Here is a 25,382-nt window from a genome sequence, read left to right as displayed (position 1 = left end):
CGGCCCGCCCGTCCCGCCTCGGCCGTGGCCCGGCCGCGCCTGGTGATCGACTCCGTTTGCGTCGAGACGGGGTGTCCGAGGCCTCCGACACCCCCACTTTCGTCACCTGGAGTCGATCATGCCGAGGGGCCGGCGTCCGGTCGTGCCGAGGGGCCGGCGTCCGGTCGTGCCGAGGGGCCGGCGTCCGGTCGTGCCGAGGGGCCGGCGTCCGGTCGTGCCGAGGGGGCCGGGGTTCAGATCGTGCGAGGGGACCGGGCTCAGGTCTTGGTGAGCGGGTGGTCATGGGGCTCAGATCAGGCGGAGCTGGCGGTCCTTGGGTCGGCGCGGCTCCGCCTCACCGAACCGCTCGAAGAGACCCGGGTCGATCACGTCGAGGAACGGCGACGGCCGGCACTCGCGTTCGGCGCCGTGCCGCACCCGCCGGGTGGCGTGGCTGACGTAGAGCCGGTCCTGGGCCCGGGTCAGCCCCACGAAGAAGAGCCGCCGCTCCTCGGCGACCGCGTCGTCGTCCGGTTCGCTGCCCGGCCAGCGCAGCGGCAGCAGCCCGTCCTCCGCCCCGACCAGGAACACCACCGGGAACTCCAGGCCCTTCGCGGCGTGCAGGGTGAGCAGGGTGACCGCCTCGGCGCGCGGGTCGAGGGCGTCCACCTCCGCGCCGGTGGCCAACTGGGACAGGAACAGCTCCAAATCGTCGCCGCAGCGCCGCGCCAGCGGGGTGAGCAGGTCCACCGCCACCCGGACGTCCTCGGGGCGTACCGCGTGGGAACCGTCCAGGGTGGGCGTGGCGAAACGCTCGGCGAGCACCTGGCCGGCGAGGCGGACCCGGGCGGCCAGCGCGCCGTCGAGCCCGGTGTGCCGCAGCTCGCGGGCGATCGCCGGCACGCCCGGCCGGTCCCGCAGCCGGTCGTGCGAGCGCTTCTGCACCGGGATGTTCGCCCGGGTCAGCGCGTCCACGATCGGGGCGGCCTGCGAGTCGGTGCGGTAGAGCACCGCGATGTCGGAGAACGACAGGGAGGTGGACCGGCCGTCGATCCGCCCCGAGTCCAGCGACCGGTGGGACAGCCCGCCGACCAGCTCGTCGATGGTGCGTACCACGAAGTCGGCCTCGTCGGCGACGGAGACAGCCGGGTAGCGGCCGACCAGCGGGGCCTCCGGGTCGAGCCGGGCCGGGTCGAGCCGGCGGCCCCGGACCAGCGACGACGGCGCGATCGCCTGCACCGCGGCGGCCAGGATCGGCGCCGAGGAGCGGTAGTTGCGGTTGAGCCGGACCAGCCGGGCGTCGGTGAAGTCCTGCGAGAAGCGCAGGAAGTAACCGACGTCGGCGCCCCGGAACGAGTAGATCGCCTGATCCGGGTCGCCGATCGCGCAGAGGTTGCCGTCGGCGGGGCTGAGCAGGCGCAGCAGGTCGTACTGGACCGCGTCGACGTCCTGGTACTCGTCGACGAAGATCCACCGCCAGCGTTCGCGGTAGTCCCGGACCAACTTCCGGTCGCCGCTGAGCAGCGCGACCGGCAGGGTGAGCAACTCGTCCAGGTCGACCAGGTCCCGCTTACGCAGCAGGGCCGTGTACCGGGCGTCGTCGTCACCGGCCTCCGCGCGGGCGGCGGTCCGCTCCGCGTCGTCGGCGATCCGGAAGTCGGCTGGCAGCCCGGCCGCCACCGCGTTCTCCCGCAGGATGGTCAACCCGAGCGAGTGGAAGGTGCCGACGGTGACGTCCTCGGCAACCGGACCGAGCAGCCCGTCGAGACGGTGCCGCAGCTCTTCGGCGGCCCGCCGGGTGAAGGTGATCGCCAGGCACTGCTCCGGGAAGACGTTCAGCTCGGCGCAGAGGTACGCGATCCGGTGGGTCAGGGTCCGGGTCTTGCCGGTGCCCGGCCCGGCCACGATCAGCAGCGGCCCGCCCGGCGCGGAGGCGGCCACCCGCTGCATCGCGTCCAGCCGGTCGAGCAGCCCGGTGCCGACCTCCTCCATCCCGGCGAGCATCGGCTCGAACGGCTCGTGCGGCGAGGGCGCCGGCGCGATCGGCGGGGGTGGGGGCGGCGCGGGCTTCCGCTTCGGCTCGGCCTTCGCCGCCGGCCGCCTGGTCTGCGGTTTCGGCGCCGGCTCCACGGGGGCGCGCTGCGCCGGCACCGGTACGTCGAAGAGCGTGTCCTGGGTCGCCGGCTTGCCGCCCGCACCCAGCTCGGCGGGGTCGAACAGCGTGATCACGCCGTACTCGCCGTCGTAGCCGGGCACCCGGCGGACGTCACCGCGCCGCAGCCGCCCGACACCCTCGGCGAGCAGCTCGCCGCCGACCCGGCCAATCTCGTCCAGCGGGGTACGGGTGAGGATCTCGAGCTCCGGGCCGAGCGCGGCGACCAGCTCGTGGAGTTTCCCCTCGACCTTCTTCGATCGTGCGCCCACCTTGTTGATCTCGCCGAGGATCTCAGCCAGCGGCACCAGATGGGTCACCTCGCGGGCGTGCGCCGGCCGGTGCCCCGCCGGCCGGTCGGCCAGCTCCGTCACCCGGCTCAGTACGCCCACGGTCAGCGGCTTGCCGCACTCCGGGCAGCGTCCGCCGGCCTCCCGGGTGCGCTCCGGTGACCAGTTGACCCCGCAGAGGCGGTGCCCGTCGGCGTGGTACTTCCCCTCCTCGGGGAAGAACTCGATCGTTCCGGACAGCCCGTCGCCGGTGCGCAGCGCGTCGCGGATGGCGAAGTAGTCCCGGGCGGTGGAGAAGACGGTCGCCTCCCGGGCCAGCGCGGGTGGTGAGTGCGCGTCCGAGTTGGAGACCAGCCGGTAGCCGTCCAGACTGCCGACCCGCCAGTTCATGGCCGGGTCCGAGGAGAGGCCGGTCTCCACCGCGAAGACGTGCTCGGCCAAATCGGCGTAGCAGTCGGCGATCGCGTCGAAGCCGGACTTCGAGCCCAGCGCCGAGAACCAGGGTGTCCAGATGTGCGCCGGCACCAGATAGCCGTCGCCGCTGGCCTCCAGGGTGATCTCCAGCAGGTCCCGGGAGTCCAGGCCGAGGATCGGCCGGCCGTCTGAGCCGAGGTTGCCGACCCGCCCCAGCGCCGCGTTGAACCGCCCCACCGCGTCCAGGTCCGGCAGGTAGATCAGGTGGTGCACCTTCCGGGTCCGGTCGCCCCGCTTGTAGATCGTGGAGATCTCCACGCTCAGCATGAACCGGACCGGGTCCGTCTCGGCCACGCTCGCCAGCCTCGGCGGTAGCCGGCGGGCGATGTCCCGCTCCGCCTCCGGGCCGAGGCGGTACAGGCCGGGCTCGGCGGGATGCAGTGTCTCCCGCAGGTGGTCGTACCAGGCGGGATGGGTGAAGTCCCCGGTACCGAGCACCCCGACGCCCTTGCGCCGGGCCCACCAGCCGAGATTCGGCAGGGTCAGGTCCCGGCTGCACGCGCGCGAGTACTTCGAGTGGATGTGCAGGTCCGCGACGAACGGCGGGAGGCCACCGGAGGGTGCGGCGCTGAACGGAGGCACGCCGCATCCTGTCACGAGTGGTCCACTGCCCGCCCGCCGCCACGCGTACGCGTGAGCTGAGCAATCCGGTGCTGGACTGAGCGCCCGGGCCGCGCTATGGGGTTCGCAGCTCGACCAGGGTTACCTGTGGCGGGGCCCCGACGCGTACCGGTGGGCCCCAGAAGCCGGCGCCGTTGGTGACGTAGACCTTGGTGCCGTCCACCTCGCCCAGCCCGGAGACCACCGGCTGCTGGAGCCGTATGGCCAGGTTGAACGGGGCCATCTGCCCACCGTGGGTGTGCCCGGAGAGTTGGAGGTCGACGCCGAACCTCGCCGCCTCGTACGCGGCGACCGGCTGGTGGGCGAGCAGCACCACCGGCCGGCTGGTGTCCCGGTCGGCGAGCGCGGCGGCGTAGTCGGCGGGCGCGGCCAGCCCCGTGCCGGCGGCGGTGACGTCGTTCACACCGGCCAGGTCGAGCACACCACCCCGGGCCTGGATCTCCTGGCGTTCGTTCTGGAGCACCCGCAGGCCGAGCCGGTCCACCTCCCGTACCCACTCCTCGACGCCGGAGAAGTACTCGTGGTTGCCGGTCACGAAGAAGCTGCCGTACCGGGAGCGGAGGTCACGCAGCGGCGCGGCGGCCTCGCCCAACTCGGCGACCGAGCCGTCGACGAGGTCACCGACGACAGCGACGAGGTCGGCGTCGAGTCGGTTGATCATCGCGACGATCCGCTCGGTGTGCTCCCGGCCGCGCAGCGGCCCGAGGTGGATGTCCGCGACGGTGGCGATGCGCAGCCCGTCCATGCTCCGGGGTAGCTTGGCCAGGGGGATCTGCACCCGGTCCAGCTGCGGCGGACCCAGAGCGGTGCGGACACCGTACCCGGTGATGCTCGCGGCGGTGAGCCCGGCGAAGATCGCCGCCCCCCGGGCGAGCAGCAACCGGCGGGCCGGGTCGTGGTCCGGCTGGTTCACCGCCGCGGCGGCGGGCGGGTCGGCGGAGCCGGCGGCCCCGACCAGCACCGGCTCCGGCGCGGCGGCGGTCGGCTCGGCGACCACCGCCCGGCGGCGCAGCACCAGCTTCGTTACCGCCATCGGCACTTCCAGCACCAGCAGTACGACCAGCAGGTAGAACATCAGCGCGAGCCAGAGGTAGCCCGGCCAGGCCAGCCAGAACACCCCGGCGGCCCGGGTGGAGATCATCGTGGCCGGCACGAGCAGCGCGAGGAAGAGCGCGACGAGACCGCCGACCTTCCGCCACCGGCCCGGCTCGGTGGCGTCCTTGACCAGCCGCTTCCACAGGTAGAGGTGGATCAGACCGATGATCAGCGTGAGGGTGGCCACGAAGGCCGTGAGCTCCAGCATGCCAGCCTTTCTCAGCCGCCCGCGAAGGGCGGTAACACGTCGATCGTGGCCCCGGCCGGTAGCGGCGTCTGACGATCATGACAGACAACGCCGTCGACCAGGAAACTCGCCGCCGCCAGCACGGTGGTCAGCCGCTGGCCGTGCCGGTCGCCGAGCTCACCGACGAGTTCGTCCAACGACCGGCCGGCGGACACGCTCTCCTCGGTACGCCCGGCGGCGGCCCGGGCCCCCGCGAAGTAGCGGACGGTGAGGTGCACCGTTCAGCCTCCGATCGCCGACATGGGCCGGGTCGGTTGCAGGAAGCTGGGGTCGTCGATGCCGTGCCCGGCCCGCTTGACCCGCATCGCGGCCTGCCAGCGCCGGGCCAGCTCGGCGTCGTCCGCCCCGGCGCGCAGCGCGCCGCGTAGGTCGGACTCCTCCGTGGCGAACAGGCAGTTGCGGACCTGGCCGTCGGCGGTGAGGCGGGTCCGGTCGCAATCCCCGCAGAAGGGCCGGGTGACGGTGGCGATCACGCCGACCCGGGCTGGGCCTCCGTCGACCAGCCAGGTCTCGGCGGGGGCCCCGCCGCGCTCCGCCGGATCCGGGGTGAGGTCGAACTCCTGCCCCAGCGCGCCGAGGATCTCGTCCGCGGTGACCATGGTCGTCCGGTCCCAGCCGTGCTGGGCATCCAGCGGCATCTGCTCGATGAACCGCAGCTCGTAGCCGTGGTTGAGGGCGAAGCGCAGCAGCGCCGGAGCCTCGTCGTCGTTGACCCCGCGCATCAGCACCGAGTTGATTTTGACGGGGGTCAGGCCGGCCGCGGCCGCGCCGGCCAGCCCGGCGAGCACGTCGGCCAGCCGGTCCCGCCGGGTCAGCGTGGTGAACCTCGCCCGGTCCAGCGTGTCCAGCGACACGTTCACCCGGTCCAGCCCGGCCGTGCGTAGGGCGGGGGCGAGCCGGTGCAGGCCGATGCCGTTGGTGGTGAGCGAGATCCGTGGGCGCGGGGTGAGCGACGCCACCGCGCCGACGACCCCGACCAGGCCGGGGCGGATCAGCGGCTCACCGCCGGTGAAGCGCACCTCGGTCACGCCGAGCCGCTCCACGGCCACCCGGACCAGCCGGACTATCTCGGCGTCGGCGAGTAGTTGCGGCCCCGCCAGCCATGGCAGACCCTCGGCTGGCATGCAGTAGGTGCAGCGCAGGTTGCACTTGTCGGTCAACGAGACGCGCAAGTCCCGGGCGACGCGGCCGTACCGGTCGACGAGGACGCCGTCGGTCGTCGGAGCGGCGGTCACTCGTTGACGGTAGCGCGCCCGCGCCCGTCCAGCGTCGCGCGGGCAGCCCGGCTGACCGCATCTCGGTACGCCGTCCCAAACATGGCGGTATGCACCAGCAGCAGATGGAGCTGGTGCAGTGGCACCCGCTCCCGCCACCCGTCCGCCAGCGGCCATGCCTCCCGGTAGGCGCCCATGATCCGGTCGTGGTGCGGTGGGCCGCCGAAGAGCGCCAACGCGGCCAGGTCGGTCTCCCGGTGCCCGCCGTGCGCCGCCGGGTCGACCAGCCACACCCGGTCGTCGGCGCCCCAGAGCAGGTTGCCGGGCCAGAGGTCGCCGTGCACCCGGGCCGGCGGCTCGTCCCCGCCGAACTCGCCGATCCGCGCCACGACCCGCTCGACCAGCGCGGCCTCCGCCGGACCCAACGCGCCATTCTCCACGGACAGACGCAGGTACGGCAGGAGCCGTCGCCGGGCGAACCAGGCCGACCACCGGCCCCAGTCGGGGGTGTTGTCCTGCGGCAGCGCGCCGATGAAGCCGGTCCACTCCGCCCCGAACGCCGCCGCGCCGGCCCGGTGCATCCCGGCCAGCTCCCGGCCGAACCGTTCGGCCGCCTCCGCCGACGGCTCGCCCGGCTCGACCCACTGGAGAGCCAACAGGTCCGGCAACGCCGCCACCACCTCCGGTACGGGGACCGCGCCGGCCGCCCGCAGCCAGCGCAGCCCGGCCGCCTCCGTGGCGAAGAAGCCTGCCGGCTGCGGCCGGTCAGCCCGCTCCGGCCAGGTCTTGGCGAAGACCGAGTGCCCGTCGTCCAGGGTCAGCCGGGAGGCGGCGCAGATGTCGCCACCGGAGACCGGCGTCTCCCGGATCCGCTGGTGCGTCAGGAAGGTGGGCAGGTGCTCCGGATGTGCCCGCAGGTACGCCAGGTCCATCAGCGCAAGGTAGCCGCTTCCGGCTCGGCGCGTCGGCGCTCGACCGTCGGGAAACGCGCCGACCTCCAACAACACTCTCCGTGTCTGTGGATAACCGGGGTGTCGTCCACAGGGTCTGTCGGCGAGGCCCGGTGGATCGCAGGCTGCCCCCATGACCGCGACCGACCGCCCCCGGCTCACCGTTCGCTCACCCGCCGACCTCATCGCCGCCGTGCCGTACCTGCTCGGCTTCCACCCCGCCGACAGCGTGGTCGTGGTGGCGATGCGGGGCCGGCGGATCGTCTTCGCCGCGCGCGCCGACCTGCCCGAGCGGGGCGCGGACCAGCAATGGCCGGCCCGGCACCTCGGTGACGTCCTCACCCGGCAAAATGCCGAGGCGGCCACCGTGCTCGGGTACGGTCCCGCCGACCGGGTCACCCCCACCGTCGACGCGGTCCGCGACGCGCTCTCCTCGGCGGGTCTGGCCGTGCTGGACGCGCTGCGGGTCACCGAAGGGCGCTACTGGTCGTACCTCTGCGAAGGGGTGGAATGCTGCCCGCCCGACGGCACCCCGTACGACCCGGGGTCCAGCCAGGTCACCGCGGCGGCGGTCTTCGCCGGTCAGGTGGCCCTGCCCGACCGGGCGGCGCTCACCGCGCAGGTGACACCCGGCGACGGGCACGACGCGGCGGCGATGCGCCGCGCCGGCGTCCGGGCCGAGCGACGCCTGCTCGCCGTGCTGGACCAGGCATCCGCCGCCGACCTGCTCAACGGCCGGGCGGTGCGGGCCGCCGGGGCCGACGCGCTCCGGGTCGCCCTGCGCCGGCAGCGCTGGGGTGAGCGGCTGAGCGACGACGAGGTGGCCTGGCTGACCCTGCTCCTGACCCACCTTTCTGTGCGTGACCACGCCTGGGAACGCACCGACGGGCGGGACGAGGACATCGGCCTCTGGAGCGACGTGCTGCGCCGCGCCGAGGAGGAGCTGATCGCCGCTCCCGCCAGCCTGCTCGCCTTCGCGGCCTGGCGGGCCGGGCAGGGAGCGCTCGCCGCCGTCGCGCTGGAGCGGGCGCTGGCGGTGCATCCCGACTACTCGCTCGCCCAACTCCTCGACGACCTGCTGCGACGGGGCGTGCCCCCGTCCGAGCTGGACGGTTGGCCGGCCGTCGGCGAACCCTCCCAGGTGGTACGCCGCAGACGCCGCCGCCCTCGCCGCAAGGGCTGAGACCTCCGGGCAACGGGCACTGGACGCGCTATGCGCGGAAGCGTCGGTGCGACAACGAACCCTGGGTCTCCTTGAACGAACCTCCCCGGCCCGAGCGCCGCCGTCGGTCGGTTCGGTCAGCTGCCGATGGTCCGAAGGTGCGCGAGGACCTGCGCCCACGATCGGGTCAGCGTGGTTTCGTGGTAGGCGATGTCGTGGTCGGTGCAGAACTGGCGGATCAGTGGCTGGGCGCGGCGCAGGTTCGGTCGGGGCATGCTGGGGAACAGGTGGTGTTCGATCTGGTAGTTGAGCCCGCCGAGTAGTGCGTCGAGGAGCAGGCCGCCTCGCACGTTGCGGGAGGTGAGGACCTGTCGGCGTAGGTAGTCGAGGTTGTCGGCCTCGGTCAGGATGGGCATGCCCTTGTGGTTGGGGGCGAAGGAGCAGCCGAGGTAGAGGCCGAACAGGCCCTGGTGGACCAGGATGAACACGATTGCCTGCGGGACGCTCAAGACCAGGAACGCGGCCGTGATGTAGCCGGCCAGGTGCAGGGCGAGCAGGCCGGCCTCGGCGGGGCGGTGCCTGAGTCGATCGCCTCGTACCACCGCCCGGATGCTGTGGACATGCAGGTGCAGGCCTTCCAGCAGTAGCAGCGGAAAGAACAACGCCGCCTGATGCCGGACGAACAGCGCCCCGAGGCCGCGCTGCGCTGCGGCTTGTGCCGGGGTGAACGACAGGGGCGCGACCACGATGTCCGGGTCGTGGCCTTCGGTGTTCGGGTGGGCGTGGTGGCGGTTGTGCTTGTCCACCCACCAGCCGTAACTGATTCCGGTCAGCAGGTTTCCGCACACCAGGCCGACCACGTCGTTGGCGCGGCGGGAGTGGAAGATCTGCCGGTGCCCGGCATCGTGGCCGAGGAACGCCGTCTGCGTGAAGACCACCGCGAGAGCTGCGGCGACTGTTGTCTGCCACCACGACTGCCCGAGTCGGACGAACACCACCCCCGCCACGCCGAGGCACCCGAGGACCAGCGTTACGCGAAACGCGTAGCGACCGGGGCGCCGGTTGAGCAGACCCGCGGCCCGCACCAGACGGGACAGGTCGGCGTACTCACTGCCCCGCTCGCTGCGGGCGCCCAGATCGGTTTCGCTCACCCTCGCCACTCCTGCAAGCCACGCCGAACCCCTTGCCGGCTCCGCCGTCAGCGCTACCGGGCAGTCGCAGGCGATCCACCCCTGCCACAGGGGTCGAATAGGCGAACCGCTGCTCGTGGTCCCAGTGTCACTTACGGTTGCCCTGCGCACCGAGAAACAGCAGTTCATCCCACGACCGAGACGCACATGGCGCTCGTGCTCATACAAAACCGCCGAATAGGTGCATGGCTTCGGCGATCGAGTCTGACAATCAGGACTATGCAGGCGCGTTGGACCCCGAAGGCAGTCATGGCACGCGAGACCGAGACCCCCGTCCCGTTGCTGGGCAGCCGTTTCGGCGGCCCCTCGCAGGGATCGATGAGCCTGCCAGTGGCGTCGCACGGCTGACCAGGCAGCGCCACGGGTCATCCCGGCCCGCGAGAGAGATGAGGTACCCATGGCAGAACGTCCCAGCGGCAGCACTCGCGCCGCGGCTGCCGACGCGCCGGTCGCAGAGCTGGTGCAGCGCGCCACCGAGCAGATCACCCGACTCGTGCGCACCGAGTTGATGATGGCGCGGGCGGAGATGACCGCGAAGGGCAAGCGCGCGGGCGCCGGCGCCGGACTGCTCGGCGGTGGGGCCATGCTCGGTCTCTACGCCGGCGGCGCCGCCGTCGCCACAGTCATACTGGCCTTGGCCGCGGTCATGCCCGCCACACTGGCCGCGCTGGTCGTCACCGTGATCCTGGCCATCGCCGCCACCATCGCGGCCCAACGCGGCAAGAAGCAGGTCAACAGGGCCATGCCCGTCATGCCAACGGCGACCAGGGAAAGCGTACGCGCGGACACCGAGACCGTACGCGGCGCAGCGAGTCGGAGGAAGCGGTGAGCACGCCAGCGGGAAGCAGTGACCCGGACCAGATCCGACGCGACATCCAGCACACCCGCGCGGAACTCGGCGACACCGTCGCCGCCCTGGCTGCCAAGACCGACGTCCGCACACGCCTGCGCGCCAAGATCACCACCGCCGCCGATGAGCTCCGGCAGCGCGTTACCCAGGCCCGCCAGTCGGCGAAGACCACGGCGGCCCAGAGGTCCGGCAGGCTGAGCCGGAAGGCCGCCCAGTACGCCACGTCCGCCAAGCAGACAGCCCAGCAGGCGACCACCGCGATACGCGGCTCGGCCGTGGGCGGTGCCCAGACCGCCGGTGAAGGCGGCTCGAATCTGGTCGCCTCCGCCCGTGGCCTGACCACCAGGTTCGGTAGCTCGGTGCGCGCGAAGCCGATACCGGTCCTGGCCGCCGCCGGCGCCACCCTCGCCGTCGTGGCCTACCGGCGCCGCCGGGCGAGGTGACCAGCCGGGTTGCGAGGGACACCTGGCTGGCCGCGCTGTGGTCAGTTCCCTCGCACGCAGAACTCGTTGCCGTCGGGATCGGCCAGCACGACGGTGCCGTCTGCACCCACCGCGAGCCGAGTAGCCCCGAGGGAAACCAGCCGTTCGACCTCGGACTGCTGGTCGCCACCAGCCGGGACGAGGTCGAAGCGCTGCCGGTTCCACACCTCTTTCGGGGCGACGGGCGGGCCTCCCCATGCGACCTTCGTGCCGCCGTGTGGTGACTGGATCGCGGTCTCCTCGTCCTGGTCCCACACCAGGGGCCAGCCCAGCGCCTCGCTCCAGAAGAGGCCGACCTCCCGGGTGCCGTCGCAGGCGAGTTCCCCGAGCAGGCCGCAGCCGGCGAGGAACCCGTTGCCGGGCTCGATCACGCAGAACTCGTTGCCCTCGGGGTCGGCCAGGACGACGTGCCCCTCTTCGGGGCGCTGCCCGATGTCGAGGTGACCGGCGCCGAGCGTGAGTGCCGTCGCCACCATGTGCTGCTGGTCGGCGCGGTCGGTGCTGGTCAGGTGCAGATGCATGCGGTTCGGGCCCACCCTCTCCGCGCGGCTCGGGACGAACCGGAGGTTGAGCTGGGTTTCGTCACCGGGCAGGAGGGCGCCACCGGCGTCCTCGACGACCTCCCGGCCGAGCAGGTCGGCCCAGAACCGCGCCAGCCGGTCCGCGTCGTGCGTGTCGAAGGTCACTGCCAGCGGTCGAGAGAGCATCCCCGCACCGTAGACGCGGCCCAGTTACCCGACAAGGCGTTTAGCCGGCTTGATGGGTCGACCGGTTGCGCTTGATCAACTCAGTTTGCCGCGATTCGCGGTGTTCCCGTCCGGGGACACCGCGAATCGCGGCAAACTGAGTGCCGGTACGGCGGCCAGCCCGCGTAGGAGGGGCCCGCTCGGCCGGCAGGGGTGCTGTTCCGCGGAACTCTCACCGGCGAGAGTGCACTGACATGGCCGCCGTCCGGGCGCCTGCTCGTCGCCAGTAGTGACACCTGCACGACACCGGTGTGTGCTGAAGTCAGCAAGCCACGCCTCGGCGCCGACACCATCGTGCTCGCCCTACTCGACATGCCGCGTGACTGAAACTGTCACCTATCGGTGCAGGCCCTGCTGCTCTACATCCTGCGAAGCTGGTTCGAGGAGTCAGCCACGCCGGCCGGCGCCACCGGTTGGGCCACCGCACTGGCCGACCCCGCCATCAGCGCCGCCCTGCAGGCCATCCACCGCGACCTGGCCCGACCCTGGACCGTGCAGAGCCTCGCCGATCACGCGCACCTGTCGCGGGCCACGTTCTCGCGCCGTTTCACCGCACTGACCGGCCGCAGGTAGCGGAGCCAGCGGAGGCCGCACGCCCGCACCCACCGGAACCGGCGGTCGACGGCTTCACGACGCGCCTTCCAGTGACGGCGCGCAATGGTTAGTGCCGCGACCATGAAGGCATGAAGGTTTGCGGTGTTGCGGTCAGCCTGCTCGAGTGGCGGGCTGGCCCCAGCTGCCACCAGGGCGGGCGTCGTTTCGGCCGCCTGCGGAAGGTACTTCGCCGAGCCCGCAAACAAGGACCCGGTCACCGGAGGACGCGCTGCGCTCCGGCGTACACGTTCATCGACCGGCCCCGCAGGAACCCGACGAGCGTCATCCCCGCCTCCTCGGCCAGCTCGACGGCGAGGGTGCTCGGGGCGGACACCGCCGCGAGCAGGGGCACCCCGGCCATCCACGCCTTCTGTGTCAGCTCGAAGCTGGCCCGGCCGGAGACCAGCAACACATGCCCGGCCAGCGGCAGCAGCCGCTGCCGTACCGCCCAGCCGACGACCTTGTCCACGGCGTTGTGCCGGCCGACGTCCTCGCGCAGCACCACCAACTGCCCGTCCGGGCCGAACAAGCCGGCCGCGTGCAGGCCGCCGGTACGGTCGAAGCCGTGCTGCGCCGCCCGCAACCGGTCGGGCAGTTGCGCCAGCAGCGCCGCCGGCACGGTGAGCGGGTCTTCCGCGACAGTGAAGCGGGACCGGGTCCGTACCGCGTCGATGCTGGCCTTCCCACAGACCCCGCAGGAGCTGGTGGTGTGGAAGTTCCGTGTCGGATCGGTGGCCGGCTCCGGTACGCCCGGCGCGAGCACAACGTCCACCACGTTGTACGTGTTCGGGGTCTGCGCCCCGGCGCAGAGTTGCGCGGTGTGCACATCCTCGTCCGCGCGGATCAGACCCTCGGTGAGTAGGAACCCGATCGCCAAATCCAGGTCGTCACCGGGGGTGCGCATGGTCACCGTCAGCGGGCGTCGCCGGCCCGGCCCGGCCGGCCCCACCCGGATCTCCAGGGGCTCCTCGACCGCCATGGTGTCCGGCCGGCGCAGCGCCGACCGCCCGTCTGCCGCGTCGAGGTCGATCCGGAGCACGCCCCGCCGGTCAGTTGCCCGTCCCATCCCGCCATCCTGCCCCGCCGGCACGGCGCCCCGCACGGCGACGCCGCCGGGTCGTGGTGGCGGTGGGGTTGTGGCGGCGGGCTGCGGCCGCGAATCGGCACCGGCCGCGGATACGGTGGCCAGGTGACGGTGTACGCGGCGGTGGTGCTCGCCGGTGGGGCGGCCCGCCGGATGGGTGGGCGGGACAAGCCCGGTGTGTCGGTCGGCGGCCGGCCGATGCGGGAACGGGTGCTGTCGGCGGTCGCCGACGCGGCCCCACGTATCCTGGTCGGGCCGGTCGGACCAGTCCCCGACGACGTGCTGGTGACCCGGGAACAGCCGCCGGGCGGTGGCCCGGTGGCCGCCGCAGCGGCCGGGCTCGCCCTGGTGCCCGCCGGTACGACCACCGTCGCCCTGCTCGCCGCCGACCTTCCCCTGCTCACCCGGGAGGCCGTCGCCGCCCTGCTCGCCGCCCTGGGCGCGGACGAGGACGGGGCGGACGGTTCGGCGACTCCGGGCGGGGCCGAGGCGGACAAGGGCGGGCCCGACGGGGTGTGTCTCCTCGACGACCGCGGGCGACGGCAGTCGCTGTGCGGGGTGTGGCGGACCGAAGCCCTGCGGGCCGCGCTGGACCGGCTGGCCGAACGCCGGGGCGGCGCCCTCGACGGTGCCGCCGTGCGGGAACTGCTCGCCGAGCTGACCGTCCGTGACCTGGCCTGGTCCGGCGGCGGCCCGCCGCCCTGGTTCGACTGCGACACTGACTCCGATGTGAGCCGGGCGGAGGAGTGGACACGATGACGGTACTGGATGACTGGGTCACGGCGGCCTGCGCGGAGCTGGGGCTCGACCCGGCGGACGTGCCGGTGCCGGTGGTGCTCGACCTGGCCAGGGACGTCGCGCACCAGGTGCTGCGGCCGGGTGCCCCGGTCACCGCGTACCTGCTCGGGATCGCCGTGGGGCGGGGCGCGGACCCGGCGGAGGCGGCCGCCCGGCTGACCGGGCTGGCCGGCGCCTGGCCGGTGGAGCTGGGGGGCGAACGCCCGCAGTGAGCGAGGTGGCCGGACGGGATCGGAGCCGGTGCGCGCACGACCGGCCGAGGGCTGTCCGATCCCGGTCGCGGTGGATTCGTTCTCCGGCCCCGCCTGGGTAGGGTGACCTTGACGGACGGAGGCGATCATGACGGCGGACCACCCCTCGATGCCGGCCGGTGATCAGGCCGGCGCGGCGCCGGAGCATCACGAGTCGGTCCTGCTGGACGAGCCGACCACGGCCGACCTGCGGGCCAAGGTGACCGAGGCGTGGCGGGAGTTCGCCCGGGCGCTGGCCGATCGGCTGCGTATGCTCCCGGTCGGTGCGCACCTCGAACTGACGCTCGACCCGACCGCGTCCGGCACCGGCGACGCCGTCTACTCGATCAGCGTGGACGTCGGCGAGGGGCGGGTGGTGGCGCGGGCCGTCGGCAACGCCACCCTGCCGTCGGGTTACCGGCTGGACCGGGCCGCCGTGGCAGACATGATCGCGCTGGGTTGGTCGCCCCCGGGTGTGCTGGAGGGCTCCGGGGAGGACTTCGGCCTGGAGGGCTCGACCGGCGACGCGACGAAGCTCGCCGCGCTGCTCTCCCGTACCCTGCGGGACGTCTACGGGACGCCGCACCCGGCATTCCTCGTCTACCTGATGCACGACGCGGAGGGCGGGCCGCTCTCGGCGGAGCCGCTCGGCACGGCACGCAGCGAGTTCGGCCCGGACCGCGACGTGGAGGCCGACCTGGACGAGGCGTTGGCCGCCGCACCGGCGGCGGGGGCGGACGGTGACGTCATGGCGCTGGAGGATCGGGTGCGCACGGTCGTCTCGACGATGCTGAAGTCCAAGTCCGACCAGATTCAGGTCGACTCCGACGGCGACATCAACATCCGCGCCGGCTCGGCAATGGTCTTCGTCCGGGTACGCGACAACCCACCGCTGGTCGACGTCTTCTCCCCGGTGCTCACCGAGGTAAAGCCGACCGAGCGGCTGTACGTGAAGCTCTCCGAGCTGACCAACCGGATGCCGATCGGCCGGCTGTACTGCGCCGACGACACCGTCTGGGCGTCCATTCCCGTCTTCGGCCGGAACTTCCAGGCCACCCACCTGATGCTGGCCGTGCAGGTGATGACGGGCCTGGCCGACGAGCTGGACGACCGGCTGCACGGCGAGTTCGGCGGCAAGCGGTTCTTCGTGGAGGGCGACAAACCGGGCCGGTCGTCCGGGGAGTCCGAACACCGGACGGGCATGTACCTCTGACGACCCGCACCCGGCGGGCCGCCGTCCCGGCGCGGACGAGCAGCACCGTCACGGCGGCGGCCGGGATGCCGCCACACCGGCGACCTGGCGGCCGGTGCCGGCCCGGGTGCCCAGCTCAGCCCCACACCGCAGGCGGAACCGACCGGACCGAGCATCCACGCGTGCTGGCCGTGCTACGGCCACCAGCCGGCGCCGAGATTCCCCAGCTGGCGGCCCGCCTCGGCGACCTGCCAATGGCAGTGCAGGCCCGACAGCCCTGTGCGGTGGCTGTGGCCCTGTGCGGTGGCCGTTCCGGATGTGCCGACGGGACCGAGGTCACCGAGGGGTCGCCGCGTGCTGTCGGCGGCTCATCTTGTGGACGGCCCGACGCCGGGGGACTCGACCAGCCGGGACAGCACGATCGTGCTGCGGGTGGAGGTCACGAATGGCTCGGCACGCAGGCGTTCCAACGCCTCCTCCAGGTGGGAGATGTCGGCGGCCCGCAGGTGCACGAGAGCGTCGGCCTCTCCGGAGACGGTGTACGCGCCGACCACCTCCGGGTGCCGCCGGGCGGCGACCCCGATCTGGGCGGGCGTGGTGCGGCCGGCGCAGAAGAGCTCGACGAAGGCCTCGGTGGTCCACCCCACGGCGGCCGGGTCGACCACCGCCGTGAAGCCCCGGATCACCCCGCTGGCGCGGAGTCGGTCGACCCGTCTCTTGACCGCCGGCGCGGAGAGTGACACGCGGGTGCCGATGTCCGCGTACGACGCGCGGGCGTCTGCCACGAGTAGCGCAATGATTCGCTGGTCAACCGCGTCTATCTGCAACGTTCCGCCTTCGGAAAGCAAGGGTTCTGGCTGTTATCAAAGTTGTACGTTACCTACCCTTGGTCACCGTGAACCAGCAGCGAGTCCCCCGAAAGCGGACATATCTCATGTGCTCGCCCGAGCACTTCGCCGTCGAGTACGCGATCAACCCGTGGATGGACGTCACCACGCCCGTGGACGCGGATCTGGCGGTCAAGCAGTGGGACCGCCTGCGGGAGACGCTGGTCGGTCTGGGGCACGAGGTGCACCTGCTCGCCCCCGAGGCCGGACTGCCGGACATGGTGTTCGCGGCGAACGGCGCCTTCGTGGTGGACGGGACGGTCTACGGCGCACGGTTCAAGCACGAGCAGCGGACCGCCGAGGCCGCCGCGCACCGCGCCTTCTACGAGTCGCAGGGCTGGCGGTTCATCGCGCCGAGCGAGACCAACGAGGGCGAGGGCGACCTCGCGTACCTGCCGGAGGCGCACGGCGGCCTCGTCCTGGCCGGTCACGGCTTCCGCACGGAGCTGGCGGCGCACGCCGAGGCACAGGAGGCGCTCGCCCGCCCGGTGGTTTCGCTGCGCCTGGTGGACCCCCGCTTCTACCACCTCGACGTGGCGCTCGCCTCTATCGACGACGCGAATATCGCCTACTACCCGGGGGCCTTCTCGGTGGCCAGCCAGCGGGTGCTCGCCCAACTCTTCCCCGACGCGGTGCTCGCGGACGACGCCGATGCCCTGGCCTTCGGCCTGAATCTGGTCAGCGACGGCCGTAACGTGGTGCTGAACAGCGAGGCCAGCCGGCTGGCCGGCAAGCTCAGGGCGGCCGGCTACCAGCCGGTGCCGGTCGAGCTGACCGAGTTGAAGAAGGGCGGCGGCAGCGTGAAGTGCTGCATCGCCGAGCTGCGCCACTGACCCCGCCGTCTGAGGGGTCGGCTGCCCACGGGGAGCCGCCCTGCGAGCGGGCCGGGGGCGGGCTCAGCCGAGCGTGGCGACCTCGTTGGTCATGACGTTGGACAGCAGCCGCCCGTCGAGTTGGACGGTGCGCAGGTACCACTTCTGCTGCGGGGTGCGCGGCTGGTTGAACTGCCACACCCCGCGCGGGCTGTCGACCTGGCCGATCTTGCCGAGGGCGAGGTTGAGCTCCTCCGGCCTCGGGTTCGCCCCGGCCACCCGGAGGGCCTTGTCGAGCACCTGGGCGGCGTCGTACGAGGCCATCGCGTAGGTGGTGGGTGAGGTGTTGTACGTCTTGCGGTACGCGGAGGCGAAGACCCGGTTGGCCGAGTTGTTCAGGTCGGCCGAGTAGTTCGAAACGGTCTGGATCGTCCCGGGCAGCAGGTTGTCGTCCCCGTCGAGCAGCACGCCGCGCACCTCGTTGAGGACGTTGCCCTCGGTGAGGAAGCCCGGCGCGTAGAGCGGCCCCCGGTAGGCCGGTCGGCTGCGGCGCAGTTGGCGGATGAACTGGATCGCGGCGGGTCCGGCGAAGTTGCAGACCAGCGCGTCCGGGTCGAGGGTGAGCGCCTGCCGGATGAACGGGGCGAAGTCGCTGTCCCCCGGGTTGGGCTTGGCGGTGGTCCAGATGGTCGCGTCGGCGATGCGCGGGTCGTCGGTACCGAATGCCTGCCGGAAGCCCTGCACCACGTCGAGGCTGGCGCTGCTCTCGGGGGCGATCACGGTGACGCGGCTGCCCGGTGGCATCCGTTCCTTCAGGTAGCCCCCGAGCGCCCGGCCCGGCTCGTTCAGCACGTACGAGGTGCGCCAGATGTAGACCACGCTCTGCAGGCTGACCGGGGAGGCGTTCGAGCCGATCAGCGGCACCCGGGCCTGCTCGACGATGTCCCGGATGCCGGACATCACCGCCGGGTTGGCCACCCCGGTGAGCGCGAGCACGCCCTCTTTCAGCAGGTCGTTGACGGCGGCCTGCCCGGACTTGGCGGTCTCGCCCTCGTCCCGCTTCTCCAGGGTCACCGGGTGTCCGCCGAGATGCTGGTCGTTCAGCTCGAGGTAGAGCTCGAAGCCGTTGGTGATCTCCTGGCCGACGGCCTTGCCGGCGCCGTTCTCCGGGGCGACAAGGCCGATCTTGATAGGGTCGCGCTCCGGAACCGCCTCGCTGTCGTCGTCGGTGCCGCAGCTGGCAACCAGCCCGGTGGTACCGAGCGCGGCCAGCAGTTGGAGGGCCCGCCTGCGGTTCATCTGGGACACCGAAATCCTTCCGGGAGCGTTGCCGGGCGTCACCGCCCCCTCGGCGTTCTACCTGCTCGGCGACGCTGCGTCAATGGCTAGTGATCTTCATGCAAGGACTGCAACGCATCCCTGACCTGCGGCCATGCCGCCGATTTCGGATCGATGAGCCCGAAGTGCTCGCAATCGGGCAGTTCAACGAGGGTGACATCACCGCCGGCCGCCCGCGCTCCGGCGGCGTATCCGCGACTGAGCATGACCGGCACCTGTCGGTCCCGCAGGCCATGCAGGATAACTGTGCGTGTCGGTGGGGGCACCAATGCCCGTGGATCGGCGACCGCGTACCGCTCGGGGTGCTCGGTCGGGCCGCCGCCGAGCAGCGCCGCCACCGCGCCCGAGTCCAGGTCCAGCCGGTACGCCTCGGCGAGGTCGGCGACCGGAGCCAGCGCCAGCACCCCGCGTACGGCGGCCGGGGCGTGTGCGGCGACGTACAGCGCGAGGTGCCCGCCGGCCGAGTGGCCGAGCAGCAGCGGTGGCCCGGGCGCGACCTGTCCGGGCAGGGCGCGGGCCGCCAGATCGGGCAGGGCCGCCACCCCGGCCAGCGCGTCCGTCAGGGTGCCCGGCCAGCCGCCTCCCGGCTGGCCGGCGCGCCGGTACTCCAGTTGCGCGACCGGCCAGCCGAGCCCGGCCAGCGCGGCGGCCAGGGGACCGGTGTGGGTGCGGTCGTACTCGGCCCGCCAGAAGCCGCCGTGCAGGACCGCGAGCAGTGGCCGGGTCGGTCCGCCCCCGGCCGGTCGGCGCAGGTCGACGACCTGGTCGAAGTGGTCGCCGTAGGGAACCGTCAGGTCGGCCGGCGGCGCCGAACGGGTGAGCACGGCGCGCGGGTCGGCGGGCATGTCGGCGACGGTATCCGACCGGCGGCGGACGGGGTGACCGGTCCGACCCGACGGGTGACCGGTCCCACCTCGTGCGGCTCGCGAGGGTGGGTAAAGATGGGTGTCATGACCGAGACGCACTTCGCTGGACAGAACGACGAGCCGGGCCGCGAGCACGGCGGGCACTCGGGCGCCGTGGTGGTGGTCGGGCCGGACGGCCGGCCGGTCGGCACCGTGCAGACCGACGAGGCGGCCGGCGAGGATCCGACCCGCCTGGTCGAGCAACCGGCCAAGGTGATGCGGATCGGCAGCATGATCAAGCAGCTGCTGGAGGAGGTCAAGGCCGCTCCGCTCGACGACGCCAGCAGGCATCGGATGCGGGAGATCCACGAGCGGTCGATTGTCGAGCTCAAGGAGGGGCTCGCCCCCGAGCTGCGCGAGGAACTGGAGCGGATCTCGCTGCCCTTCACCGAGCAGAAGGCGCCCAGCGAAGGTGAGCTGCGGATCGCCCACGCGCAGCTCGTCGGCTGGCTGGAAGGACTGTTCCACGGCATCCAGGCGGCGCTGGTCGCCCAGCAGATGGCCGCCCGGGTGCAGTTGGAGCAGATGCGCTCCGGCCGGCAGGCGCTGCCCAGCGGCCCGGGCGGCATGGTTGCCGGCATGCCGGGGATGGGCCAGCCGCAGGGCGGCGAACACAGCACCGGCCAGTACCTCTGACCGGTTTCGGGGCGCCCGTCAGCGGCGCCCCGGCCCGCTCAGTCCAGCTCGAAGACCTTCTCCAGGTACGTCGCCACACCGTCGGCGGAGTTCGCGCCGGTGACCTCGTCGGCGATGGCCAGCACGGCGGGGTGCGCGTTCGCCACCGCGACCGCCCGACCTGCCCAGGCCAGCATCGGCAGGTCGTTCGGCATGTCACCGAATGCCAGCACCTCCCGTTCGGATACCCCGAGCCGCTCGGCGTACCAGGCGAGCCCGGCCGCCTTGGTCACACCGGCGGCGGAGATCTCCGCCAGTCCGGTGTACGACGAGTGCGTGGCCTCGGCCAGTCCACCCAGCGCACCGGCCACCAGTTGCACGAAGGCGTCCGGGTCCTGGTGGCCGGCCCGGGCCAGCAGCTTCACCGCCGGCGTCGAGAGCAGCTCCTCCGGCGACTCGACGGCCCGGATCGCGTCGTGGTCGGCGTCCCAGCGCAGCGGGTAGTGCGCCTCGTGCCGCATCTGCCGGCTGTCCACGATCTCCACGGCGAAGCTCACGTCGGGCACTGCCGCGCGCAGCCGGCGGGCCACCTCGGCGAGGAGTTCCGGGGCGAGCGGGTCGGCCCGCAGCACCTCGTCGGCGACCGGGTCGTACACCACCGCGCCGTTGGCGCAGACCGCCGGGAGCGGAGCGGCGAGCTGGTCGTACACGAGTTGGAGCCAGCGGATGGGACGGCCGGTGACCAGCACGACCGGTGTGCCTCGCGCGGAGATCTTCGCCAGCACGGCGGCGGTCCGGGCGCTGAGCGTCCGGTCGTCGGCGAGCAGGGTGCCGTCGATGTCGGTGGCGACAAGTCGAGGTGGGACTCCCATCAACGGGAGAGTAGCCGGTCCAGGTAGACCGCGACGCCGTCGTCGTCGTTGCGTAGGGTGATCTCGTCGGCGGCGGCCCGGACGTCCGGGTGGGCGTTCGACACCGCCACCCGCGACCAGCCAGCCCAGTCGAACATCGGCAGGTCGTTCGGCTGGTCGCCGAAGACCAACACCTCCGCCGGGTCGACGCCGAGCCGCTCGGCGACCACGCTGAGCCCGGTGGCCTTGTCCACCCCCGGCGGGCTGATCTCGACGAAGCCCAGACCGGCCTGGGTCAGCGTGGCCGCCTCCGGCGGGACGATCCGGCGGGCCACGGCGAGCAACTCGTCCACGTGGAGGTCGGCGGTCCGCGCGAACGCCTTGATCACGTCGCCGGAGAGGCACTCCGCCCGGCTGCGTGCCTCGAACCGGTCCTGGTACGGCCAGCTCGGGTGGTAGTCGCCCCAGAGCGGCGCGTCGTGCTCGTCGGAAGCCTCGACCATCACGGTCAGCGGTCCCACCGTGGCCTCCAGCTCGGCCAGCAGCGTGGCCAGCACCGCACCCGGCAGCCGTTCGTCCCGGAGCACCACCGGGCCGGTCGGGTCGCTCTGGTCCACCACGCAGCCGCCCCCGGCCATCACCAGGAAGTCGGCGGCGCGGATGTCGTTGCGGGTCAGCTCCGCGAGGCGGGGGCCACGACCGGTGGCGCCGACCACCGGGATACCGGCGGCCCGCACCCGGTCGAGCACCTCGTGTGTGTACGCGGAGACGGTCTCGTCGCTGCGGACGAGCGTCCCGTCGAGATCGGTGGCGATCAGCTTGGGCAGTCCCGGGCGGGTCATCGTTCCTCCTTCGCCCGCCGCCGTCGCAGCCAGCCGTACTCGGTCGTCGGTGCCTCGACCGGAATTGACGGCGGGCAGCAAACGTACCTCGCGGAACCGGTCGCAACCATTACTTCCCGGCGAATCGGATGCCAACCTGAGGTAGCCGGCAACGCACCCTCGGCGATGCCGGGTCGCGGCTGCGCGGTGCCCCGCCGGATCGCGCACGGCCGCGACCGGACACGACACGACGGTGGACCGCCGAGTCGGTCGCTGCCCGCTCCCGTTTCGGTTAGCGTCGGGGAATGCCTATTCGTACCGCTTCCGCAAGCTGGCAGGGCAACCTCACCGAGGGTGCCGGGACCGTCCGAACCGGCAAGGGCGGCCTGACCGGTAACTACTCCTTCAAGTCGCGTTTCGAGGAGGGTGAGGGGACCAACCCCGAGGAGCTGATCGGCGCAGCGCACGCCGGTTGCTTCTCGATGGCGTTCTCCAAGCAGCTCGCCGACGCCGGCGCCACCGACACCTCGGTCGAAACCACCGCCAAGGTGCACTTCGACAAGACCGACGCGGGTATGACCGTGACCCGGATCGATCTGGAGACGGTCGGCCAGGTGCCGGGGATGGACGAGGCCCAGTTCGCCAAGCTCGCCGAGGCCGCCAAGGAGAACTGCCCGATCTCCCGGCTGCTCTCCCCGGGGGCCCAGATCACCCTGGACGCCCGACTCGCCTCCTGACACGGCTTCGATCGGCTCGGGTCGGTCGCCCCACGGGTGACCGGCCCGAGCCGTGCACGGGTACGCGGAGGTGCGGTGCGGTGGCGGTGCGTGCCGGTCGCGTGAGCTGCCGTCGCCCGACCGGCATCGGCGGCTGTCGCGCTGCTCCGTGCCGAGGCGCGGGGCCTGCCGGCCGGGGGCAGGTCGGGGACAATGGGCCGCGTGCCAGTGGAGATGAGCCGTGAGCGCTTCGAGGAACTGGTCGGCGAGGCCCTCGACGAGGTGCCCGAGGAACTGCTCGGCCTGATGAGTAACGTGGTCATCCTGGTCGAGGATGATCCCCCTCCCGGGGAGGACCTGCTCGGCCTCTACGAGGGCCACGCCCTCACCCGGCGTGGCTGGGACTACTCCGGCGTACTGCCGGACCGGATCCTCATCTACCGTCGCCCGATCCTGCGGATCTGCGACACGGAGGAGGACGTGGTCGACGAGGTGGCGGTGACCGTGGTGCACGAGATCGCCCACCACTTCGGTATCGACGACGAGCGGCTGCACGCACTGGGCTGGGGCTGAGCATCCACCGGCCGGGGGCGCCGTTGCGCCCGCTGCCTACCGTTGTGGGAGCACAACGGCGACCAGGAGGAATCCCATGCGCAGCGCGCTCTTTTCTGCGGAAAACCTTGAGAAGGAGTCCGCCCAGCCCGGCATGCGGCTCCAGAGCTCCAAGATGCTCAAGATCGAGCTCAACGGCGAGGCGATGGCCCGCGTCGGCTCGATGGTGGCCTACCAGGGCCACGTGCAGTTCCAGGCCCTCGGCTCCGGCGGCCTCGGCAAGTTCATCAAGCAGCGGTTGACCGGTGAGGGCGTGCCGCTGATGAAGCTCACCGGCCAGGGCGACGTCTTCCTCGCCGACCTGGCCAAGGATGTGCACATCATCGACCTGGAGCCGGGTGACGCCCTCTCCATCAACGGCTCCAGCGTGCTGGCCTTCGACTCCACCCTGTCGTACGACATCAAGATGGTCGGCGGCGCCGGCATGGCCTCGTCGTCCGGCCTGTTCAACTGCGTCTTCACCGGTCACGGCCGAATCGCCATCACCACCAACGGCACCCCGGTGGTGTTGAACGTCGACGCGCCCACCTACGTCGACCCGCAGGCGGCGGTCTGCTGGTCGGCCAACCTCCAGACCGGCTACCACCGGGCCGAGCAACTCGGGCTGGGCACGCTGCTCGGCCGCAGCACCGGCGAGGCTTTCACGATGAGCTTCGCAGGCCAGGGCTTCGTGGTGGTCCAGCCCTCCGAAGAGCCGCCGGTCGCGGGCAGCGGTACCCAGCAGCAACAGGGCGGCCTGCTCGGCGGCCTGCTCAGCTGAGCCGACGGTGGGGCGCCCGACCGGCGCCCCACCGGCTGGTCACCCCAGTTCCCCCGCCCGCAGCCGGGCCAGCCAGGCCGCGGCGTCGGCGTAGTCGGCCTCGGAGAGCCCGGCCGGTGCGGGGACGGGCCGTTCGCCCGCCCCGTCGGCCCAGCGGTGCCGGGGGTACGACCCGAGGAATCGCACATCGGCGCAGACCCGGCGCAGCCCCTGCAACGCCTCGCCCATCCGGACGTCCGCCACGTGCCCGGTGCAGTCGAGGAAGAAGACGTACCGGCCCAGCGCCTCGCCCGTGGGCCGGGACTCGATCCGGGTCAGGTTGACCCCGCGGACCGCCAGTTCCATAAGCACCGACAGCAGGGCGCCCACCCGGTCGTGGGCGATGTACACGGCCAGCGACGTGACGTCGTCCCCGGTGGGGGGCGGCGGCGGGCCGGGCCGGGACAGCAGCGCGAAGCGGGTCACCGCGTCCTGGTGGTCGGCGATCTTGTCGGCGAGCACGGTCAGCCGGTGTCGGGCGGCCCCGATCGGGGCGCAGATCGCCGCGTCGTACTCGCCGGCCGCCGCGCCGGCCGCCGCCGCGCCGTTGGAGAGCACGTCGACCACGGTCGCGTCGGGCAGGTGGTCGCGCAGCCAGTTGCGGCACTGGGTGGACGCCTGCGGGTGGGCGGCGACGTCGCGGACGGACTCCAGGGTGGTCCCGGGACGGGCGGCCAGCACGAACTCCACCGGCAGGATCACCTCGCGGGTGATCACCAGCGGGGCCCCCTCGGCCAACTCGTCCAGGGTCACCCCGACCGCGCCCCCGATCGAGTTCTCCAACGGCACGAGCGCCGCGTCGGCCTCCCCCGCCCGTACGCAGTCCAGTGCCTCGCCGACGCTGCGGGCCGGCGTACGGCTGCCGCGCTCGGCGGCGGGGACGGTGCGCAGCGCCTGCTCGGCGAAGGTCCCTTCGGGGCCGAGGTAGACGAAGCGGGTCGGTGGCGTACCGGGCATGCCGCCCAGCCTACGCACCCGGCAGGGTCTCGTCGCAGGCCAACGTCCGGATGGCGGGTGGCGCGGTGGCGCGTACCTCGATCGAGCAGACGTCCGTCCCGACGGTGACCAGGCGCAGGGCGGTCGGTTCGCCCCGGGTGACCGCCTGGAGTTCCTCGTGCCCGGTCACCGCGAGGACGGTGTACTGCCAGCCGTCCGCGCAGAGCGGCCCGGTCGTGGCCCGGACCGGCACGTCCCGGGGAAGCACCCGCCCCCGCAGCAGCCGCACCACCCGGTCGGCGGAGGGCCGGCCCAGGCACGGGGCGGCGGTCGGTGCCGAACTGGGGCTCGCCGACGTGCCGGGCGCGGTGCCCCCCGGCCCGCCCTGCGGGTGGCCGGGGATCGCCGTCACCGGCAGGACGGGCGTGGGTACGCCGCCGGGCGGCGCGACCGTCGGCGGCCCGCCGGGAGGCACGCCCACGGCGGACGGCGTGCCGAGGCCCGGTGAGATCGACGGGGCGGTCGCGCCCCGGGTGGGTGGGGCGCCGCAGCCGGTCAGCGGCAGGGCGGCGAGCAGCGCACCGGCGAGGGCCAACCGGCGCGGCGGGGTGCGGTGCGGTGCGTCAGGCGGCACGGACCGGTCCTCGGGGGTCGAGCCTCATCGACGTCGCGACGGGTCGTGTTGGTCGGGGTGGCCACTGTCATCGTAGGAGGGCCGGCGGGCGGCGGGGAAGGAGTAC

27 protein-coding genes are annotated in these 25,382 nt (G+C 72.7%); 12 read left to right on the top strand and 15 right to left on the bottom strand.

Going from position 1 to position 25,382, the window contains the following annotated elements; all coding sequences use genetic code 11:
* Positions 1–288 precede the first annotated feature (288 nt).
* From E1193_RS15460 to E1193_RS15440, 5 genes are all read right to left on the bottom strand, one after another.
* Positions 289–3,477, bottom strand: coding sequence for a UvrD-helicase domain-containing protein (locus E1193_RS15460; protein ID WP_132183897.1), 3,189 nt, complete (start codon positions 3,475–3,477; stop codon positions 289–291).
* A gap of 94 nt (positions 3,478–3,571) precedes the next feature.
* On the bottom strand, positions 3,572–4,819 hold the full coding sequence (locus E1193_RS15455) for a metallophosphoesterase (RefSeq protein WP_132183896.1): 1,248 nt from the start codon (positions 4,817–4,819) through the stop codon (positions 3,572–3,574).
* An 11-nt stretch (positions 4,820–4,830) separates the two neighbouring features.
* Positions 4,831–5,076, bottom strand: a complete 246-nt coding sequence (locus E1193_RS15450; RefSeq protein WP_132183895.1) for a MoaD/ThiS family protein — start codon at positions 5,074–5,076, stop codon at positions 4,831–4,833.
* 3 nt (positions 5,077–5,079) lie between these two features.
* A complete protein-coding gene (gene moaA / locus E1193_RS15445; RefSeq protein ID WP_132183894.1) occupies positions 5,080–6,093 on the bottom strand; it encodes a GTP 3',8-cyclase MoaA in 1,014 nt (337 codons plus the stop codon).
* A complete protein-coding gene (locus tag E1193_RS15440) occupies positions 6,090–7,004 on the bottom strand; it encodes a fructosamine kinase family protein (RefSeq protein ID WP_132183893.1) in 915 nt (304 codons plus the stop codon). Before E1193_RS15440 ends, moaA begins: the two co-directional genes overlap by 4 nt.
* A gap of 151 nt (positions 7,005–7,155) precedes the next feature.
* On the opposite strand from E1193_RS15440, the gene E1193_RS15435 reads away from it, so the two are divergent.
* Complete coding sequence (locus tag E1193_RS15435) at positions 7,156–8,205, top strand: DUF4192 domain-containing protein (protein ID WP_132183892.1); 1,050 nt, start codon at positions 7,156–7,158, stop codon at positions 8,203–8,205.
* Positions 8,206–8,321: 116 nt separating this feature from the next.
* On the opposite strand, the gene E1193_RS15430 is transcribed toward E1193_RS15435, so the two are convergent.
* On the bottom strand, positions 8,322–9,335 hold the full coding sequence (locus tag E1193_RS15430) for an acyl-CoA desaturase (RefSeq protein ID WP_243707661.1): 1,014 nt from the start codon (positions 9,333–9,335) through the stop codon (positions 8,322–8,324).
* 436 nt (positions 9,336–9,771) lie between these two features.
* Here E1193_RS15430 and E1193_RS15425 point away from each other — a divergent pair, with 436 nt between their 5' ends.
* Positions 9,772–10,203, top strand: coding sequence for a phage holin family protein (locus E1193_RS15425; RefSeq protein ID WP_132183891.1), 432 nt, complete (start codon positions 9,772–9,774; stop codon positions 10,201–10,203).
* The gene (locus E1193_RS15420) at positions 10,200–10,667 is read left to right on the top strand and encodes a DUF3618 domain-containing protein (protein WP_132183890.1); all 468 of its coding nucleotides are present in this window, start codon (positions 10,200–10,202) and stop codon (positions 10,665–10,667) included. The genes E1193_RS15425 and E1193_RS15420 overlap by 4 nt, the downstream gene beginning before the upstream one ends.
* 41 nt (positions 10,668–10,708) lie before the next feature.
* Here E1193_RS15420 and E1193_RS15415 read toward each other — a convergent pair whose 3' ends face one another.
* On the bottom strand, positions 10,709–11,413 hold the full coding sequence (locus tag E1193_RS15415) for a VOC family protein (RefSeq protein WP_132183889.1): 705 nt from the start codon (positions 11,411–11,413) through the stop codon (positions 10,709–10,711).
* A 381-nt stretch (positions 11,414–11,794) separates the two neighbouring features.
* On the opposite strand from E1193_RS15415, the gene E1193_RS15410 reads away from it, so the two are divergent.
* On the top strand, positions 11,795–12,025 hold the full coding sequence (locus E1193_RS15410; protein WP_243707659.1) for an AraC family transcriptional regulator: 231 nt from the start codon (positions 11,795–11,797) through the stop codon (positions 12,023–12,025).
* Between the two features lie 235 nt (positions 12,026–12,260).
* Here the strand turns inward: E1193_RS15410 and fdhD are convergent, their stop codons facing one another.
* Positions 12,261–13,112 carry a formate dehydrogenase accessory sulfurtransferase FdhD gene (fdhD, locus tag E1193_RS15405; protein WP_132183888.1) on the bottom strand — a complete coding sequence of 284 codons (852 nt, stop codon included), beginning with the start codon at positions 13,110–13,112 and terminating at the stop codon, positions 12,261–12,263.
* A gap of 123 nt (positions 13,113–13,235) precedes the next feature.
* Between fdhD and E1193_RS15400 the strand changes: the two genes are divergently transcribed.
* The 3 genes from E1193_RS15400 to E1193_RS15390 all read left to right on the top strand — a co-directional run bounded on the left by E1193_RS15400 (position 13,236) and on the right by E1193_RS15390 (position 15,371).
* Positions 13,236–13,889 carry an NTP transferase domain-containing protein gene (locus E1193_RS15400; RefSeq protein WP_132183887.1) on the top strand — a complete coding sequence of 218 codons (654 nt, stop codon included), beginning with the start codon at positions 13,236–13,238 and terminating at the stop codon, positions 13,887–13,889.
* Entirely contained in the window at positions 13,886–14,140 is a 255-nt protein-coding gene (locus tag E1193_RS15395) for a DUF6457 domain-containing protein (protein ID WP_132183886.1), read from the top strand. Before E1193_RS15400 ends, E1193_RS15395 begins: the two co-directional genes overlap by 4 nt.
* Before the next feature lie 127 nt (positions 14,141–14,267).
* A complete protein-coding gene (locus E1193_RS15390; RefSeq protein ID WP_132183885.1) occupies positions 14,268–15,371 on the top strand; it encodes a hypothetical protein in 1,104 nt (367 codons plus the stop codon).
* A 347-nt stretch (positions 15,372–15,718) separates the two neighbouring features.
* Here E1193_RS15390 and E1193_RS15385 read toward each other — a convergent pair whose 3' ends face one another.
* A complete protein-coding gene (locus E1193_RS15385; RefSeq protein WP_132183884.1) occupies positions 15,719–16,177 on the bottom strand; it encodes an Lrp/AsnC family transcriptional regulator in 459 nt (152 codons plus the stop codon).
* A gap of 59 nt (positions 16,178–16,236) precedes the next feature.
* Here E1193_RS15385 and ddaH point away from each other — a divergent pair, with 59 nt between their 5' ends.
* On the top strand, positions 16,237–17,070 hold the full coding sequence (gene ddaH / locus E1193_RS15380) for a dimethylargininase (protein WP_347877031.1): 834 nt from the start codon (positions 16,237–16,239) through the stop codon (positions 17,068–17,070).
* Between the two features lie 63 nt (positions 17,071–17,133).
* On the opposite strand, the gene E1193_RS15375 is transcribed toward ddaH, so the two are convergent.
* Positions 17,134–18,357 (bottom strand): ABC transporter substrate-binding protein, encoded by a 1,224-nt coding sequence (locus E1193_RS15375; RefSeq protein ID WP_132183883.1) that lies wholly within the window; start codon positions 18,355–18,357, stop codon positions 17,134–17,136.
* Positions 18,358–18,434: 77 nt separating this feature from the next.
* Entirely contained in the window at positions 18,435–19,232 is a 798-nt protein-coding gene (locus E1193_RS15370) for an alpha/beta hydrolase (RefSeq protein WP_132183882.1), read from the bottom strand.
* Positions 19,233–19,328: 96 nt separating this feature from the next.
* Between E1193_RS15370 and E1193_RS15365 the strand changes: the two genes are divergently transcribed.
* Entirely contained in the window at positions 19,329–19,928 is a 600-nt protein-coding gene (locus tag E1193_RS15365; protein WP_132183881.1) for a bacterial proteasome activator family protein, read from the top strand.
* 38 nt (positions 19,929–19,966) lie between these two features.
* Here the strand turns inward: E1193_RS15365 and E1193_RS15360 are convergent, their stop codons facing one another.
* Together E1193_RS15360 and E1193_RS15355 are read right to left on the bottom strand one after the other, a co-directional pair.
* Positions 19,967–20,779, bottom strand: coding sequence for an HAD family hydrolase (locus tag E1193_RS15360; RefSeq protein WP_132183880.1), 813 nt, complete (start codon positions 20,777–20,779; stop codon positions 19,967–19,969).
* The gene (locus E1193_RS15355; RefSeq protein ID WP_132183879.1) at positions 20,779–21,600 is read right to left on the bottom strand and encodes an HAD hydrolase family protein; all 822 of its coding nucleotides are present in this window, start codon (positions 21,598–21,600) and stop codon (positions 20,779–20,781) included. Before E1193_RS15355 ends, E1193_RS15360 begins: the two co-directional genes overlap by 1 nt.
* Before the next feature lie 284 nt (positions 21,601–21,884).
* On the opposite strand from E1193_RS15355, the gene E1193_RS15350 reads away from it, so the two are divergent.
* From E1193_RS15350 to E1193_RS15340, 3 genes are all read left to right on the top strand, one after another.
* Positions 21,885–22,316, top strand: coding sequence for an OsmC family protein (locus E1193_RS15350; protein ID WP_132183878.1), 432 nt, complete (start codon positions 21,885–21,887; stop codon positions 22,314–22,316).
* A gap of 207 nt (positions 22,317–22,523) precedes the next feature.
* Positions 22,524–22,868, top strand: coding sequence for a metallopeptidase family protein (locus E1193_RS15345; protein ID WP_207922715.1), 345 nt, complete (start codon positions 22,524–22,526; stop codon positions 22,866–22,868).
* A gap of 76 nt (positions 22,869–22,944) precedes the next feature.
* Complete coding sequence (locus E1193_RS15340) at positions 22,945–23,667, top strand: AIM24 family protein (RefSeq protein WP_132183877.1); 723 nt, start codon at positions 22,945–22,947, stop codon at positions 23,665–23,667.
* A 39-nt stretch (positions 23,668–23,706) separates the two neighbouring features.
* Here E1193_RS15340 and pheA read toward each other — a convergent pair whose 3' ends face one another.
* Together pheA and E1193_RS15330 are read right to left on the bottom strand one after the other, a co-directional pair.
* Positions 23,707–24,663, bottom strand: a complete 957-nt coding sequence (gene pheA / locus E1193_RS15335; protein WP_132183876.1) for a prephenate dehydratase — start codon at positions 24,661–24,663, stop codon at positions 23,707–23,709.
* A 10-nt stretch (positions 24,664–24,673) separates the two neighbouring features.
* A complete protein-coding gene (locus E1193_RS15330) occupies positions 24,674–25,237 on the bottom strand; it encodes a hypothetical protein (protein ID WP_207922714.1) in 564 nt (187 codons plus the stop codon).
* Between the last annotated feature and the right edge of the window lie 145 nt (positions 25,238–25,382).

Origin of the sequence: Micromonospora sp. KC606, assembly GCF_004348675.1 — a bacterium.
In the GTDB taxonomy this organism is placed as follows: Bacteria; Actinomycetota; Actinomycetes; order Mycobacteriales; family Micromonosporaceae; genus Micromonospora.
Note: the sequence above shows the minus strand (reverse complement) of the source record. Positions and strands in the feature narration are given on the sequence as shown.

Excerpts from the sequence above, each read along its gene's own strand:
- E1193_RS15455 (WP_132183896.1), bottom strand. The coding sequence starts at position 4,819 with ATGCTGGAGCTCACGGCCTTCGTGGCCACCCTCACGCTGATCATCGGT.
- E1193_RS15440 (WP_132183893.1), bottom strand. The coding sequence starts at position 7,004 with ATGGACCTGGCGTACCTGCGGGCACATCCGGAGCACCTGCCCACCTTC.
- E1193_RS15435 (WP_132183892.1), top strand. The coding sequence starts at position 7,156 with ATGACCGCGACCGACCGCCCCCGGCTCACCGTTCGCTCACCCGCCGAC.
- E1193_RS15425 (WP_132183891.1), top strand. The coding sequence starts at position 9,772 with ATGGCAGAACGTCCCAGCGGCAGCACTCGCGCCGCGGCTGCCGACGCG.
- E1193_RS15415 (WP_132183889.1), bottom strand. The coding sequence starts at position 11,413 with ATGCTCTCTCGACCGCTGGCAGTGACCTTCGACACGCACGACGCGGAC.
- fdhD (WP_132183888.1), bottom strand. The coding sequence starts at position 13,112 with ATGGGACGGGCAACTGACCGGCGGGGCGTGCTCCGGATCGACCTCGAC.
- E1193_RS15395 (WP_132183886.1), top strand. The coding sequence starts at position 13,886 with ATGACGGTACTGGATGACTGGGTCACGGCGGCCTGCGCGGAGCTGGGG.
- E1193_RS15390 (WP_132183885.1), top strand. The coding sequence starts at position 14,268 with ATGACGGCGGACCACCCCTCGATGCCGGCCGGTGATCAGGCCGGCGCG.
- E1193_RS15370 (WP_132183882.1), bottom strand. The coding sequence starts at position 19,232 with ATGCCCGCCGACCCGCGCGCCGTGCTCACCCGTTCGGCGCCGCCGGCC.
- E1193_RS15365 (WP_132183881.1), top strand. The coding sequence starts at position 19,329 with ATGGGTGTCATGACCGAGACGCACTTCGCTGGACAGAACGACGAGCCG.
- E1193_RS15360 (WP_132183880.1), bottom strand. The coding sequence starts at position 20,779 with ATGGGAGTCCCACCTCGACTTGTCGCCACCGACATCGACGGCACCCTG.
- E1193_RS15355 (WP_132183879.1), bottom strand. The coding sequence starts at position 21,600 with ATGACCCGCCCGGGACTGCCCAAGCTGATCGCCACCGATCTCGACGGG.
- E1193_RS15350 (WP_132183878.1), top strand. The coding sequence starts at position 21,885 with ATGCCTATTCGTACCGCTTCCGCAAGCTGGCAGGGCAACCTCACCGAG.
- E1193_RS15340 (WP_132183877.1), top strand. The coding sequence starts at position 22,945 with ATGCGCAGCGCGCTCTTTTCTGCGGAAAACCTTGAGAAGGAGTCCGCC.
- pheA (WP_132183876.1), bottom strand. The coding sequence starts at position 24,663 with ATGCCCGGTACGCCACCGACCCGCTTCGTCTACCTCGGCCCCGAAGGG.